Origin of the sequence: Bdellovibrio sp. (assembly GCF_036384735.1) — a bacterium.
In the GTDB taxonomy this organism is placed as follows: Bacteria; Bdellovibrionota; Bdellovibrionia; order Bdellovibrionales; family Bdellovibrionaceae; genus Bdellovibrio.
In genome coordinates, this window is sequence record NZ_DASVLT010000007.1 from 199,511 (window position 1) to 214,117 (window position 14,607).

12 protein-coding genes are annotated in these 14,607 nt (G+C 44.4%); 3 read left to right on the plus strand and 9 right to left on the minus strand.

Features of this window, described 5'->3' with window-relative positions; genetic code table 11:
* Positions 1–9: 9 nt before the first annotated feature.
* Together VF412_RS01625 and VF412_RS01630 are read right to left on the minus strand one after the other, a co-directional pair.
* Positions 10–4,323 carry an Ig-like domain-containing protein gene (locus VF412_RS01625; RefSeq protein WP_331337448.1) on the minus strand — a complete coding sequence of 1,438 codons (4,314 nt, stop codon included), beginning with the start codon at positions 4,321–4,323 and terminating at the stop codon, positions 10–12.
* 253 nt (positions 4,324–4,576) lie between these two features.
* A complete protein-coding gene (locus tag VF412_RS01630; RefSeq protein WP_331337449.1) occupies positions 4,577–5,545 on the minus strand; it encodes a signal peptidase II in 969 nt (322 codons plus the stop codon).
* A 93-nt stretch (positions 5,546–5,638) separates the two neighbouring features.
* Here VF412_RS01630 and dacB point away from each other — a divergent pair, with 93 nt between their 5' ends.
* Positions 5,639–7,060 (plus strand): D-alanyl-D-alanine carboxypeptidase/D-alanyl-D-alanine endopeptidase, encoded by a 1,422-nt coding sequence (gene dacB, locus VF412_RS01635; protein WP_331337450.1) that lies wholly within the window; start codon positions 5,639–5,641, stop codon positions 7,058–7,060.
* A 5-nt stretch (positions 7,061–7,065) separates the two neighbouring features.
* Positions 7,066–8,397 carry a lytic transglycosylase domain-containing protein gene (locus tag VF412_RS01640; protein WP_331337451.1) on the plus strand — a complete coding sequence of 444 codons (1,332 nt, stop codon included), beginning with the start codon at positions 7,066–7,068 and terminating at the stop codon, positions 8,395–8,397.
* A 97-nt stretch (positions 8,398–8,494) separates the two neighbouring features.
* Here VF412_RS01640 and VF412_RS01645 read toward each other — a convergent pair whose 3' ends face one another.
* Together VF412_RS01645 and VF412_RS01650 are read right to left on the minus strand one after the other, a co-directional pair.
* Positions 8,495–9,178, minus strand: coding sequence for a TetR/AcrR family transcriptional regulator (locus VF412_RS01645; protein WP_331337452.1), 684 nt, complete (start codon positions 9,176–9,178; stop codon positions 8,495–8,497).
* Positions 9,179–9,290: 112 nt separating this feature from the next.
* Positions 9,291–9,788 carry a hypothetical protein gene (locus VF412_RS01650; protein WP_331337453.1) on the minus strand — a complete coding sequence of 166 codons (498 nt, stop codon included), beginning with the start codon at positions 9,786–9,788 and terminating at the stop codon, positions 9,291–9,293.
* 269 nt (positions 9,789–10,057) lie between these two features.
* Between VF412_RS01650 and VF412_RS01655 the strand changes: the two genes are divergently transcribed.
* Positions 10,058–10,822 carry a hypothetical protein gene (locus VF412_RS01655; RefSeq protein ID WP_331337454.1) on the plus strand — a complete coding sequence of 255 codons (765 nt, stop codon included), beginning with the start codon at positions 10,058–10,060 and terminating at the stop codon, positions 10,820–10,822.
* 50 nt (positions 10,823–10,872) lie between these two features.
* On the opposite strand, the gene murB is transcribed toward VF412_RS01655, so the two are convergent.
* The 5 genes from murB to VF412_RS01680 all read right to left on the minus strand — a co-directional run bounded on the left by murB (position 10,873) and on the right by VF412_RS01680 (position 14,529).
* Positions 10,873–11,886: a UDP-N-acetylmuramate dehydrogenase gene (gene murB, locus VF412_RS01660; protein WP_331337455.1), complete on the minus strand. Its 1,014-nt coding sequence runs from the start codon at positions 11,884–11,886 to the stop codon at positions 10,873–10,875.
* Between the two features lie 12 nt (positions 11,887–11,898).
* Entirely contained in the window at positions 11,899–12,204 is a 306-nt protein-coding gene (locus tag VF412_RS01665; RefSeq protein WP_331337456.1) for a PilZ domain-containing protein, read from the minus strand.
* Between the two features lie 94 nt (positions 12,205–12,298).
* On the minus strand, positions 12,299–12,817 hold the full coding sequence (locus tag VF412_RS01670) for a dihydrofolate reductase (RefSeq protein WP_331337457.1): 519 nt from the start codon (positions 12,815–12,817) through the stop codon (positions 12,299–12,301).
* Positions 12,814–13,608 carry a thymidylate synthase gene (locus VF412_RS01675; RefSeq protein WP_331337458.1) on the minus strand — a complete coding sequence of 265 codons (795 nt, stop codon included), beginning with the start codon at positions 13,606–13,608 and terminating at the stop codon, positions 12,814–12,816. The genes VF412_RS01670 and VF412_RS01675 overlap by 4 nt, the downstream gene beginning before the upstream one ends.
* Positions 13,609–13,656: 48 nt before the next feature.
* Positions 13,657–14,529: a LysR family transcriptional regulator gene (locus VF412_RS01680; RefSeq protein ID WP_331337459.1), complete on the minus strand. Its 873-nt coding sequence runs from the start codon at positions 14,527–14,529 to the stop codon at positions 13,657–13,659.
* Positions 14,530–14,607: the final 78 nt, after the last annotated feature.

The window sequence follows — 14,607 nt, forward strand, 5'->3', positions numbered from 1 at the left end:
TCTGCGGTTTTAAGGAACAAGCCACTTCATAATACTTGTTAAAATATTATGGGACCAGATTGTGCCGCCATCTCCGGTTTGACCATATGGATCGTAACCCCAACATTTCAGGGAATTCGAAGTCGTCACACCGCAAGTAGTAAGATATCTTGCAGAGACATCTATATAAGTATTTGCTGAGTCAATCACTGTTGGCGTGGTAGAGCTTGTTGTATTCCCAGTGCCTAACGTATAAACCGCATTACTTCCCCAGCATTTTAAAACATTCGAAGTCGTTAGACCGCAGGCGTATGTCGCGGCAACGGTGACTTTGCGATATTTCACTCCCGAGTCAATCAAAGTCGGTACATAACGATCTGTGGTCGTACCGTCGCCAAGCTTGCCTGATGTATTTGAACCCCAACAATAAAGATCATTTGAATCTGTGATCCCGCAGGTTTCGTTGAATCCTGCTGCAACAAAAATATAGGTATGGGCAGTATCGATGTCTGTCAATGGAGTGACCGTCGTTCCTATAGTGATGCTACTATTCCCGAGCTGTCCCGAATCGTTAAGTCCCCAGCAACGCAAGCGTCCTGCGGCGGTGATGGCGCAAGAGTGAGTATTGCCGATGCTTACGAAAGAATATGAGTTCGTTGAGTCTACAGTTTGTGGAGATGTTACGTCGGCGGTTCCACTTCCTAGAAGAGAGCCATCTTGGTTATATCCCCAACATCTCAAAGATCCACTGAGCGTAATACCACAACTTTGAGAGTTTCCAGTGGCTACCATAGAGTACGAGTTTGTCGAATCGATCAATACCGGAGTCGTTTGGTCGGAAGTGCTGTTATTGCCCACAGCTGAGTCCGAATTATCTCCCCAACATTCAATCTTTTGTGAGGCATTAAGGCCGCAGGTGTGCGAGGCGCCCGCTGCAATGGAAGAATAAGTGTTTGGATTGTCGATTTTGTACGGAACCAAATGGTTTACTAAAGTGCCATCGCCTAATTGGCCATCAGAGTTTAAACCCCAACATTCAAGATTATTTTTAAGATTAATGGCGCAAGTATGATAATAACCGGCAGACACGGCTTTATAGCTAGACAGCGAAAGAACTTGTTTCGTTGATTTTGTCACTGGTGTAGAGCCGTCAGGTGCTTGACCGTCACTATTTGATCCTGAACACTTCAAAGCACCAGCAGAGGTGATTCCACAAGTATTTACCAACCCGACGGCCGCTGTTGTATACACAGTGCTTGTGTCGACAGCCGTTGGTGTCAATCGAGTCGCATTCGTTCCATCGGCAACTTCACCATAGGCGTTAAGTCCCCAGCACTTCATCAAACCCGCAGTCGTAAGAGCGCAAGCATGATTTGTTGCTGCAAAAACAGACGAGTAAGTCACTGAAGAATCGACACTTCCAGGATAGTAGACAGCTGTGGTTGTTCCGTTTGCCACTTCGCCGTTATCAGCAGCACCCCAACATTTTAATAAGTTTGCAGAAGTGATCGCGCACGCAAAGCCGCCACCAGCTGCGACCGTCGAATAAGCAGTTCCGCTGGTAACAGTAATAGGAAGGGTCGAGTAACTTTCATTACGATTATCACCCAATTCGCCCGAAGCATTGTTTCCCCAACACTGTAAAGCACCAGCCGATGTGATTGCACATGTGTGATAAACGCCGACGGCAACGATAGAATAATTTGTTCCCGAATTGATAGTCACTGGAGTTGTTTGTGTTGTGGTCGTTCCATTACCCACTTCACCATAGCTATTACATCCCCAACATTTCAAAATGCCAGATGTTGTGATGGCACATGTGCCATTGTCACCCGCAGAGACCTTCAAGTAAGTAGTACCAGCGTCGACGACTGTAGGTGAAGTGACAAAAGTACTTGCTCCTGAAATTCCCAGCTTACCGTAATTGTAATCGCCCCAGCATTTCAATACGCCGGAAGTAGTGATTGCACATGTATGGAGGGCCCCGGCGGAAACAGACTGATAAGAAACTCCTGAGTCAATAATTTGCGGTGTAGATGAGCTTGTTGTGGTTCCATTGCCAACTTGGCCGTAGCTATTCGATCCCCAACATTTTAAAGCAGAGTTCGAATCGATCGCACACATGTGTTTTGAGCCCACAGCAACTTTTCCAATTGTCGGCAAGCTAGAGCCATGTTGGATATAGAGCAGCCCTAAATTAGCACTACCCAACATAACCATGGTCTGATTTGTTGATGTGAGGGTAAAACGCATCAAGGAAATGCCTGTCACGGAGCTATTATTCAAGACGCTAAATCCAATAACGGCAGATAATGATCCGGCAGGAATTGTAATAGCGCCCGATGTTGGAAGATTGTAGTCCGTTTGATAAACGGCATCGCCGTCCACAGCATAGTTCACAGTGACCGGATAGTTCTTTGCAGATGAAAGAGTGAGTGTAAATTGAGTTGCACCGGAAGTTGAAAGCACAGTTCTTTCAACCTCGGAGATATTGACAGTAGTCGGAATTAAATCATTGTTCCAGGTCGCAGTAACTGGAGATGCCGAGTTGCCGTGATCGTCATAAGCAATGAAACAAGCTGTGAGACCTCCTGTTGGATAGGACGAAGTGGTTACAGTGATCGAGGGAGACCCGGACGAAACCTGGGCACCGTAGTCCGTCGTGACAGAACAATCTGTGGAACCAGAAGGGCCATATTTATAAGAGTAATAATAGAAATCAGAAGCGGAAAGAGTGAGTGTGATGCTTTCACCGGTTGTGAGTGTTGGAATACCAGAGATTGTCACACTTGTTGGAGCTAGGGTGTCCTTTAAGAATTGATATGAGCTCACAGCGGAAGTATTTCCGGTTGAATCTTTTTGTGTGAATGTTTGCGTGATCAATCCCTCGGAGGCTGAAGCATAGCTTGTTGTAATTGCGAATGTGCCATTACTAGAACAAGTGATATCGGAAACGTTATAACCATCCATATGGATGGAAGCGTTGGCTATGCACGTCCCATGAATAGTGAACGCGCCAACATTGCTTTGATTGATGACGTCTGATGAGTTTGTGACTGCAATACTCGCGGGCGCTACGGTATTTTTATTGTATGTTTGTGCGGTGTAAGTGCTTTGATTTCCGGCGGCATCGACCTGATTTACAGAAATCGTGATTGAGCCATCCGCATAACTTGAAAGATTCATGACTTGCTGCCAAGTTCCTGAAGCAGTACAAGTCGTCTGCAAATATCCATATGTTGCCGAGCCAATGTTGACCGTGGCTCCAGCCTCGCACCCCCCACTGAACGAAAGAGCAGTGTAATTTGTAAGGTTGATCGCAGTACCAGCAGTTGGATGAGTGATAGTGGGAATGGCAGGTGTAACAGTGTCTTTAATAAAAGAGAAACCAGTGGTAGAGCTGACATTTCCCGCGGCATCTGTTGCAGACATCGAAAAGGCCAGGGTGCCTTGAGGGTAATTACTTAAATTTAGACTTTGAGTGTAGGTCGAAGCGGCGGTGCAAACCCCGGAAAGTGTTTCGACTGAACTTTGAATTCTTACGGTAGAGTTTGTCTCACACGAGATCGTCAAACTTGTCTGTAAATTCGAAGTAGCATTGAAAATTGTACCGGAAGCCGGAGAGCTTAAAGTCGGCGCGATCGGGGCAATATTGTCGTGAGTGATTTGCTGTTGAATACAGGCCGTTTCGTTTAAGGCCGCATCACGATACTTGACGTAGATCGTGTTCACGTCGTTAAGGTGCAGGAGTGTATAAGCTATTGTTGAGGCATAAGTTTGCCAAGCACCGTCCGCATCGCAAGAGGTTTGGCTGATATAAGCTTGAGTGGCTCCATCGCTGGCCAAGTGTAAAGTCACATCAGCATTTGTCGTATAAGTGCCGCCGTTGTTGATTGTAAATGAGTTATTTTCTGGAGCTATCGTATCTATTTCCAAAACTGATGATGTCGCCGCATCCGAAGCATCTTGCCATTGACCTGTTGAGGAGATTTTTCCAATAGCACATACGACATAAGAGCCATCATGAGATGGAGTAAATTCTAAAACTCCTGTGGCACTTTCAGTAGCGCTACTGAAGTCCGTTTGCGAACAACTTTGAGTTGCATTAATCAAAATCATCTTAAACGCAGAAAATCCAGAGCCATAAGCCTTTACTGATTTTTGGCTTAAGTCGTTGCTGGGATTTGCTGGAGGAATGAAACTATCGAAGACAACTTTGTCGCTGGCGAGGTTGTTCCTCAATATGGCAACCTTCGGAACTACGTTGGTGCAACCAACAATTCCGAACCCCACGATCATCCCGATCGCGGAAGCTAACCTGCCGCTCAGTTTCCCCTTAAACATACTTAATCAATCGGCTTTTTATTTAGCAAGCTCGAGCGGAAAACTGCCTTAAATACATATTAATTTGTTTATTCTCTTTTTGAGATTCTCGGTGCTGTTTTCTTAGTGCGATAGTAAAACAATTGAGGATGTATAAACGAATAAAAGAGTTTATGGCAGTAAATAGGCCATGATGATCCACGAATATTTCGATTGTCAATTTTCAAATAAAAAAGCCTTCCGGTTTTAGGAAGGCTTTTTAGAGCACAATCGATTATTCAGACGGGTCTTTCTTTTTTGAGTCGGCTTTCTCGTCGGAACTTTCGGAATACTCGACGACATTGACGGTGCGCTCTTTTTTTATCTGCTGAAGGCGAGAATTAATTTCTTCTGCAAGCTCTTCCAGATGTTTGAACTCGTCCCCTGTGCGAAGCTTTAGAGGTTTTGCAGTGCCGGTTAAAGCTTCATCCAAGAATCGTTCAAAGGCATACAACGGACCCGCGATACGGTGAGAAATCAAACGACCAACAGCGAACAAGATCGCACAAAATGCGACACAGATTACAGTGAAGGTGATGACGAATGGAACCAGGAACTTATTCATTAAGAAAAGGTTGTTACCAACAAGTTCTTGAATCGTCACGCGCAAGTATGTGTACGAGAAGACCAGACTGATCAACGTTAAACTTAAGCCCACAGCCATCAACATGAAGCAGTATTTAAGCTGGAAGCTCATATTGACCCAATATTGCTTGCGCACATTGTTTTCGGGCCACAGCAATTCACCTTCGCGAATGATCGCGTATACAATAAGGCCATAACCGACCCACTGAAGGGCATCGGCCATGTTAAATGCGGGACTTGAAAGTGACGGAGTTCCCACCACGATGAAGTCCACGACGTAACCCCACAGGATACGATCCGTGACGTTACCGATAATTCCGCCAATCAAAATAGAAAGACCTGAACGTAATGTCAGGGACTTGATGGGAAGCAGGTATTGAATCAACGCGTAGGTGCAAAGAAGAAATGCGCCGCCTGTTGAAAGGGACACAATTCTCAACACGCTTGGTAAATCAGAAAACAGGCCTAGCATTGCGCCGTGATTGTGGTGCAATACGAAATGGAGTGGGCCAATTGAAACAATTTGTTTTAAGTTTGCTGCCCACATTTTGGTGACGCGGTCCACGAACCAGGTTGCCAGAAGAGGAAGAATCACGATGAGCCATTCGCGTTTTTTCATGCTCTAAAGTCTATCAAGGGCGTCCTTTTCTTGCGAACTGAATCTTGCGAACCGGATTTCCAATCGATACCATCGTCTAGCAGAGGTAATCACATGAGATTTTTGATTCTTACGACAGCCGTGATATGGGTGCTTAATGCCCAAGCAAATGTTGAACCTAAAAATATTGAAAGCGAGCTGCAAAGCCTCGCGAAAAAACAAGGGGTCCAGCTTAAAGATTTAGCGATGTATGCCACTATCGGCGAAGGCGAAGGGCTTAAAACTATCATTGATGTGAACTCAAAGGCGAAGATGATTCCGGCATCCATTTCAAAAATTGCCACAGCCTCTGCGGTTCTTGCTAATTTCCCACCGGGATTTAAGTTCAAAACTCAGTTACTAGGCAATGGTGAAATCAAGAATGGTGTTCTTAAGGGCAATTTGTATTTGAAGGGTGGTGGAGACCCCTCTTTTGTCTCTGAAAACATGTGGTTTTTGGTGAATGCGTTTTTGCGCAGCCAAGTTAAAAAAATCGAGGGTGATATCATCGTTGATGATTCACTATTTGATAAAGTTCGTTACGATATCAGTCGCCAGAAAGAACGTGTCGATCATGCATATGATGCTCCGGTCGGAGCGATGTCTTTCAATTGGAACTCGGTCAACATTTTCGTACGCCCTGGGCAGGTAGGGCATGAGGCAAAAGTCTTTATTGATCCTGAAAATGATTATGTGCGTTTGGTGAACAAAGCAAAGACCACTTCCGGCACTGACAACAAATTGATCGCGGATCGCCAGGAGGATTCGAAATTTGATGGCGACGTTATCCATGTCAGTGGAAGTATTGGACATAACTACAAGGAAGTTCCCATTTATAGAAATGTCACTCAGCCAGACCTTTGGGCGGGTTACAATTTGCGATCTTTCTTAGCTCAACGTGGAGTTCAAGTAACCGGTTCAATCAAAAATGGTGTCACACCAGAGAAGGCCGAAGTTCTCGGTGAATGCGATAGCAAAGCCATCGAACAAATTTTGGCCGACATGAATAAGTTCTCGAACAACTATGTCGCAGAAATGCTGACTAAAAACTTAGGAGCATTGAGAAAACAAAAGAGTGCCAGCCTCGCTGATGGTGTGGTTCTGATCAATGAGCACTTAAAAAGTCTCGCCCTTCCCGAAGATCAATACCACATTGAAAGTCCGTCAGGTCTCACTCGACAAAACAAAATGTCTTCTTTTGCGATGTGGAAAATCCTACAGCACCTCAGGAATGACTTTAGAGTCCAGCCTGAGTTTCTCACCTCTTTACCAATTGCGGGCATTGATGGGACACTCAAAAAGAGAATGAAGGATTCCCCTGCAGAAAGATGGGTGCGCGCCAAAACGGGATACATCAGCAATGTTGTGTCTTTGGCGGGTTATGCCGGTTTAGAAGACGGGCGAGTTGTGACTTTTACTTTTATGTACAATGGTTCTACGGATGAAACAAAAGTCCGTCAGTTTTTTGATAAATTGCTTATCTTCTTAGTAAAATAAGCCGAATGAGATCCATGATGGGAGCACGTTCGATGAAGTTAATGAGTGTCTCAATTTTAAGCGCTGTGCTTTGCGGTTCTTTAGTCGCAAAAGCTGATGGTAAAGCCACTGCGACAGCTGTGGCTGAAAAAGCACCGATGGTGGTTGCTCCGGAGGCTGCAGCAGTGACAGAAGCAACAGCAGCCAGTGTTCCTGCTCCAACCACAGCATTGGGTTCAAGTGGTATTGCGGCTCAGGTTGTTCCGCAAGTGGCCCCTGTAATGTCTGCGGACAGCCGCATGTGGAAGGCTCCAAATTTCAGTAATCAAAAAGATGCTTTGGGATATTTTAATGGTGCTTTCGCCGTTCCTAAAGGAATGGAAAAGCAAGTTCAATTTTGGGTAGATATCTATTCTAAATACACGACTGAACAGGGCGTTATCCATGACCAGGACAGCGTTGAAACTGTTTATCAAGTTGTTGACCTTAAAGGTCTGAAAACAGATCGCGAGAAGCAAAAGAAGGTCGATCAAGTGAAGAAAGAAATCGCTCTTCGCTTGAAGATGGATAAGAACCAGGCGTCTCGTTTGCGTTTTCAGTTAGGTCAAAAAGACCGTATGCAAACTGCGATCTTCTATTCAGGTCGCTATCTTGAAGATATGGAAAAAATTTTCCGTGAAGCCAAGCTTCCGGCGGAGTTGACTCGTCTTGCTTTCGTTGAAAGCTCTTTCAATATCATGGCTCGCTCTAAAGTGGGGGCCAGCGGCATTTGGCAGATCATGCCTTACACGGCTCGTCCTTATAAAATGATCTCTTCAAGTGTAGATAAGCGCAATCACCCTTTAGAGGCGACTAAATTGGCTGCGAAACTTCTTCGCAACAACTACAACATGCTCGAATCATGGCCCCTGGCCGTGACCGGTTATAATCACGGTCCGACAGGTGTGAAGAAAATGACGACGGAATATAAAACCAAAGACCTAGGTCATTTGATCGAAAATGTAGATTCACGTAAAAGCTTCGGCTTTGCCTCTAGAAATTTCTACGCCTGCTTCTTAGCGGCGTTGGAAGTCGAAAAGAACGCCAACGTGTATTTCGGCTCAGTTCTTTGGTCAAAGCCCTTGGATTCGCAGGATTTAAAATTGCCAGTGTCGGTAAAATATCATGACCTTGTGAAATGGTTTGATGGTGATAAAGAAAAAGCGGCCATTTATAATCCGCATCTAACAACATTGGTGACTAAACGTGGTTACTCGATTCCGGCTCGCACTGTTGTATCGATTCCAAAAGATAAATACAACATCGCGCTGATCTCTCTCGCGCATAAAGAGCGTAACGTCGCTTCGGCACGTCGTTAAGAAGGATCTAATATAAAAACGAAAAAACCCGCTGCAAAGAGCGGGTTTTTTATTTTAGGAACTCACTGCGGAATTCCTGGTCGAAAAAAGGGAGTTCTTAGATGAAATCGCCTTTTCCGTATGTCGTTGTTTTATTTTCTACAGAAGCTGTCTGTGGAATATCCAGGTACTTATAGAACATCTGAGTGATTTCATTCAAAACAGAAGAGTCGTTGATATAGTTTGGATTATCAATAGCCATTGTATTCACAAGGCCGATGAACGCATTCACTATAACATAAGAAACCTTATCCATATCTTTTCCAGGAATTTGCGGAAGATTGTATCTTACGACCTCTTGGAAGAAGCGGATGAAGTCAGAAACATAAGCAGCTTCTGCCACGTAATATTGAATCGTCGTTAATTTTGCGCGCAATTCGTAGTTGCGACGGCAAATTTCGAAAGACAGTTCAATCATTGCTTTCACGCGTTGTTCGGGCGGCAGGGGAGAAATCGCGCGCATTTTTTCAGACATAAGGCGCTTGTCTTCCTCCATCAAATTTTTCACAACAGCCTGAACAACAGATTCTTTATTGCCGAAGAATTGATAAAGGGAACCAATGCTTACGCCAGCTTCTTTGGCGATTTTATCAGTCGTAATTGAATAGAAACCTTCGGAAACCAAAAGACGAGAGCACGCATCTAAAATTGTGGCTACAGTTTGGCGAGAACGTTCTTGAGTTGGAGCTTTTACGATAATTTTGGTCTTCTTTGTCTTTTCTTTTTCCATAGACTGAATCATGTCAATGATTCTCCCTTTCTTGGGACCTGGTCCCCTGAGGCCAGATTAGGGGTCAATCGACATGTACGCAAGTCTGGTTTTTTACAGATCTGTAATGAACTAGACCAAAGTCTTACTGCAGTTCGGAGGCACAATATTGCTGGGCACGTTGAGCATTGGCTGGATAAGCCATGTGTTTCGCGAAGACTTTGCACTCTTTTTCAGTGATTGATTTGTTGAAGCGGCGAATGCATTCCCATCGAGCTTCATCACCTGAATCAGCATACTCCATAGCTTTAGAGATAGTCAGGCATTCTTTTACATTTAATTGATGGCGAAGATCATACAGACACACCGAGCGAGCTTCTTCGGCATTCGTTGAATACTCCATCGAGTTTGCAATCGTCAGACATTGAGAGACATTGATTTCGTTTTTCTTTTGCTTCAGGCAATTCATCCGCAAGTCATCGCGTTGATCCATTGCAAGCTTTGCTTTGCGAGAGACCTGGCAAAGAGCTGAACCTTTAGAAGCCCCAGTCGATGCCTCAGCACCTTGTGCCCAGGATGTGCTTCTCATCAAAGTCATAAGAGTTAGAACTGCCAAAACGATTCTCAGCCAACGTGTTTCCATCGTATCTCCGCGCCTGCAAGAGTTGCAAAGTCAGCGCCTCGCAAAAGTACGCTAATTTTTAGATCGCGCCAATCAAGTGTTTATAATTTTGACAGGGAACAAAATAGGTCGGGCCCAATTTGGAACTTAATAGCCTTAACAAAAAAATGACCATTATTTTATGTTTAGTACGCTTTTTAAAAGATTTTTATGGAATCTATTCAGTTCTATTTTGTGAAGCCGAAAGGTAGGCCGTTCAAAACAAACAAACTCAACAAGAGGAGACATCTATGTTCGCAAAAAATATTTCGCGCATGTTCTTGGGAGCTCTTACTTTAGCCTCACTAGCAGCTTGTAACGACTCATCAAATTCATCTTCTTCAATCGTCAGCAAAGCCACAGTGTCTGCTGCGGTTCAAAACGGTGATGTTTATGTGAATGTTGCCACTTCATTCAAGTCATCAAACGTGACAATGGTTGCGGTTCAATGGCCAGTCTACAATCCAAACAACCCTTCTCAACAAATTGGTGCTGTCACAGTTTCTCAAGGTGCGACGACAACTGATATCACGTTGGGCTTGGATGTATCTGCAGTAGTGCATGTATCTGGTTTGAATCCGGAGACAACACTTCCAAACGGTTTGCCATTCCCGGCTTCAGGTGTGACTGCAAAATGGTATTCTTTGCCATTGGGTAACAGCAAAACTTCTAAATTGTACGTAAACATTGATACAACATCTTCTCAATATGTTGTTGGTTATGCATTGACTTCAGACTCTTTGAGCTCAGGCGTGATTGCAAACGTGTTCTTCCCATTCACGGCTAACGGTGTAACTGGTTACGGTGGTATCTTCAGCGGCACTAAACCTGGTACTAGCGGTGTAGCAGTATTTGCGGATGTAAGCAGTGCTGTTAAGGCAGTAACTCCATCTTTCACAGCTGCTAAAGTTGCGAAAGTTAAGTTCGAGGACCACACTCCAGCTCTTAAGAAAGTTCCAGTTTACAATCGCTTGATGAAGCTTGATGCTGAAAAAGCAACAATCTATTTACACTAGTAAGTTGTAGGAACGAGAAAAGGACCCGTGAGGGTCCTTTTCTTTTTTGATTACCAACGAATCGGTTCCGGTTCGATATCGACACCGAATCTATTTTTCACATCGGCACAAACTTCAGTTGCCAGTTTCCAAACATCTTCTGCTGAAGCGCCGCCATGGTTCACAAGAACCAAAGCTTGTTTTTCATACATGCCCACCGGCCCAAGTTTCTTGCCCTTCCAGCCACATTGATCGATCAACCATCCCGCAGCCAACTTATGTTTTCCATCCGTCGCGGGGAAAGTAACAAGAGCAGGATACTGCTTTAACAGTTCATCTTTTTGAGAGGATGGCACGATGGGATTTTTAAAGAAGCTTCCCGCATTGCCAATTTTCTTTGGGTCGGGGAGTTTGCTTGTACGAATCGCAATCACGGCCTTGGAAATATTCTCTGGATTTTCATCAAGACCTTGGCGGTCTAACTCTTTTTGAATGTCGCCGTATTCAAGATGCAGCTTTACTTTTTTAGGAAGGCGGAATGTGACATCCCAGATCAAATATTTTCCTGCACCTTCTTGCTTAAAGAAACTGTCGCGATACGAGAATTTGCACTCCTCGTTGCTGAAGGTTTTAAGCTCGCCGGTTTTAAGATCAATACCAGTGACCTCGAACAAACTGTCTTTCACTTCCACACCATAAGCACCGATATTCTGAATTGGTGCTGCACCCACAGTCCCTGGAATCAAAGACAGATTTTCTAAGCCGTGATAACCGTGCTGTAAGGTCCACTGTACGAACTCGTCCCAAACCTCACCGGCTTGAGCCTTCACATACCAGTAGTCAGAATCTTCTTGAATCAACTCGCGGCCCTTATTGGCCACTTTGATCACCAGGCCTTTGATTTGTTCGGGCAAAACAAGATTGCTGCCACCGCCAAGGATATGCCATTTTTCATTCTTTACACTTTCATTTTGAATCAAGTTATGAAGATCAATGATGTTGTGCAATTCCGTATAAAGATTCGCGGAAGAGCGCAGGCCTAGAGTATTATAAGATGATAAATCGACATTAGTGTGGAGCTGCATGCTCCATTTATATTAGAAGGCGCCCGCTTTGGCCATCATTCTTTCTAGGACTTCGTCTTTGTTAATGAAGCAAATGCCAAGTCCCATACCGCTGGCCCAAATAACTTCGGCCGCGATATTATATGTTTTCTTCAAAGAATCTAACGTGACTGTAAGGTTTAGAAGATCGCCTTTCTGCGGGACGTAATCCCCGTCAGAAACTTCGAGGAAGGCGCCGGTCTGGGACAGGTTGCGAAGGTGAGCGCCAAGAACACCGATGTGTCCGTAGACTTCGATGTGCGCTTTCTCTTTTGTCTGAAATCTCTTCGCTGTGTCCATCAGATCTCCGAGCTACATCTTTATTCTCGGAAAAAATATCGCGTTCTCTGAGTGAAAAAAGCAGAGATCTCAAATTGAGACTCAATTCTAGACCTTAGCTTCGGATGTATGTCAGAAACGAAAAAGGAATAGGCGTTTCCACATCACGACGTGCGACTAACTTGAAAACTTTTTCGTCGATTTCTGGATAATGAGTGTCGCCGTGAAACTCGCGATGAACAAGTGTTAGATAGATTTTGTCCGTCAGATTTTTTTCGAGCGATTGTTTATAAATCTCTCCGCCGCCGATGATGAAGACTTCGTCGCCCCACTTTGCAGTCAATGGCTTTGCGTGAGCGACGGCTTCTTCAAGGCTTGCGACGAAAACCACAGGGCTCGTCTCTGGGGCGTTGAAAGAATGCTCTGAAGGGTTGCGTGTGATCACAATATGATAACGATTGGGGAGGGCACGACCGTTGAAAGAATCAAAGGTCTTTCTTCCCATAATCATGATGTGACCTTTCGTAGTGTCTTTGAAAAACTTCATGTCCTCGGCCAAATTCCAAGGAGGAATATCCCCCTTATTGCCGATCACACGATTTTCAGAGCACGCCACGACATGGGTCAAAATCATACGGCCACCTCAGCCTTAATTGCTGGATGCGGATCATAACCCACGATTTCGATATCTTCGTATTTAAAGTCGAAGATGTTTTTCACATCTGGATTCAATTTCAATTGCGGAAGGGGTCGGAAGTCGCGAGTCAACTGCAACTGCGCTTGTTCCAAGTGATTCGAATACAAGTGTGCATCGCCCAGAGTGTGAATAAAATCACCGACGCCAAGACCGCAAACTTGCGCCACCATGTGAGTCAATAGTGCATAGCTTGCGATATTGAATGGTACTCCTAAGAAAATATCCGCACTTCTTTGATAAAGCTGACAAGAAAGCTTTCCGTTGGCTACATAGAACTGGAAGAAAGCATGGCAAGGTGGCAAAGCCATTTTATCGACATCACCAGGATTGAAAGCGATCACTAACAAACGACGAGAATCAGGATTTTTCTTAATCTGTTCAATCACGTTGGTAATTTGATCAATCGTGCGACCATCAGCCGTTTCCCACGAACGCCATTGTTTACCATACACCGGACCTAAATTGCCATTTTCATCAGCCCACTCATCCCAGATCGTGACTTTGTTTTCTTTGAGATAGCTGATATTTGTTTCACCTTTCAAGAACCACAAAAGTTCATGAAAGATAGAACGTGTATGAAGTTTCTTTGTCGTTAAAAGGGGGAAACCCTCTTCAAGGTTGAAGCGAATTTGATAACCGAAGACAGAAATAGTTCCAGTACCAGTACGGTCCTGCTTCCTTGTTCCATTCTCCAAAACAAATTTCATTAAATCGTGATACTGCTTCATTCAACCTCCAAAGGTACGCCGTACCTTTTTGCGATGCTTGGTGTAATTTTATTTCTTGGTCTTCTTTTGTCCATTTGAAAAGTAGTTCCAAATGAAATTACCGCAGGGACCCAACTCTTTTCCTGAATGACGTGAGATATAAAGCTGCGTTTCGATTGGTTTTGCATTGAGTTGTGCAAAAGATTTCTTCTTGATTTCCTCTTTAACCAAATGTTCGGGCATGCGACCCCAGCCTAAGTTTGCCTCAAGGAAGCTTTTCTTAGTCAGATAATCTTGAACAGAAATCACATTGTGAGGGTTCACGATTCCCCCGGAACGATTCGAGCCCTTGAAGGTGCTTGAAAGAATAATTTGTGGATATTTCCCCAGATCATCCGCCGTTGGCTTTTTTATCTTCGCCAAAGGATGGGTTGCTGAACAGACGGGTAGCATATTCACTGCTAGAAGCGGCTGTGTCTGTAGCAAGCCTTTATCATTGAAAACTGTGCCCAGAGCTAGATCCGCGTGATCCTCAATCAACTGTTCATCAAGACTTAGAACATCGTTGATAATTTTGATTTCAGTCTGCGGGAACCTCTGAGTGAACTCCTTGAGCATGTTGATGAGTTGCGGGAGGGGCCACAACATACTCACGGCGATTCTGATTTGGGGCTCGTATCCACGTTTTAAAAATTGGGCTGTTTCTTTCACCTGATCGAATTGGAAGATCAAGTCGTCTGACTTTCTTAGGAAGGCTTTACCTTGCACTGTCAATTCAGGACGGTAGTGCTCGCGATTAAAGATCGCAAATCCGAGTTCATCTTCAAGAGTGCGCACAGCATAGCTCACAGCACTCTGAGCGCGGTGAAGCTCTTGGGAGGCAGCTCGGAAGCTGCCGGTGCGAACGATTGTTTGTAAAACCTGAATTTGGTCTAAAGTCATCTTGGGGTTAGTATATCTAAAAATTAGATCAAGTTAATCAAAAAATTATAATTTTTTTAGATCGTCTAGTTAGGTATA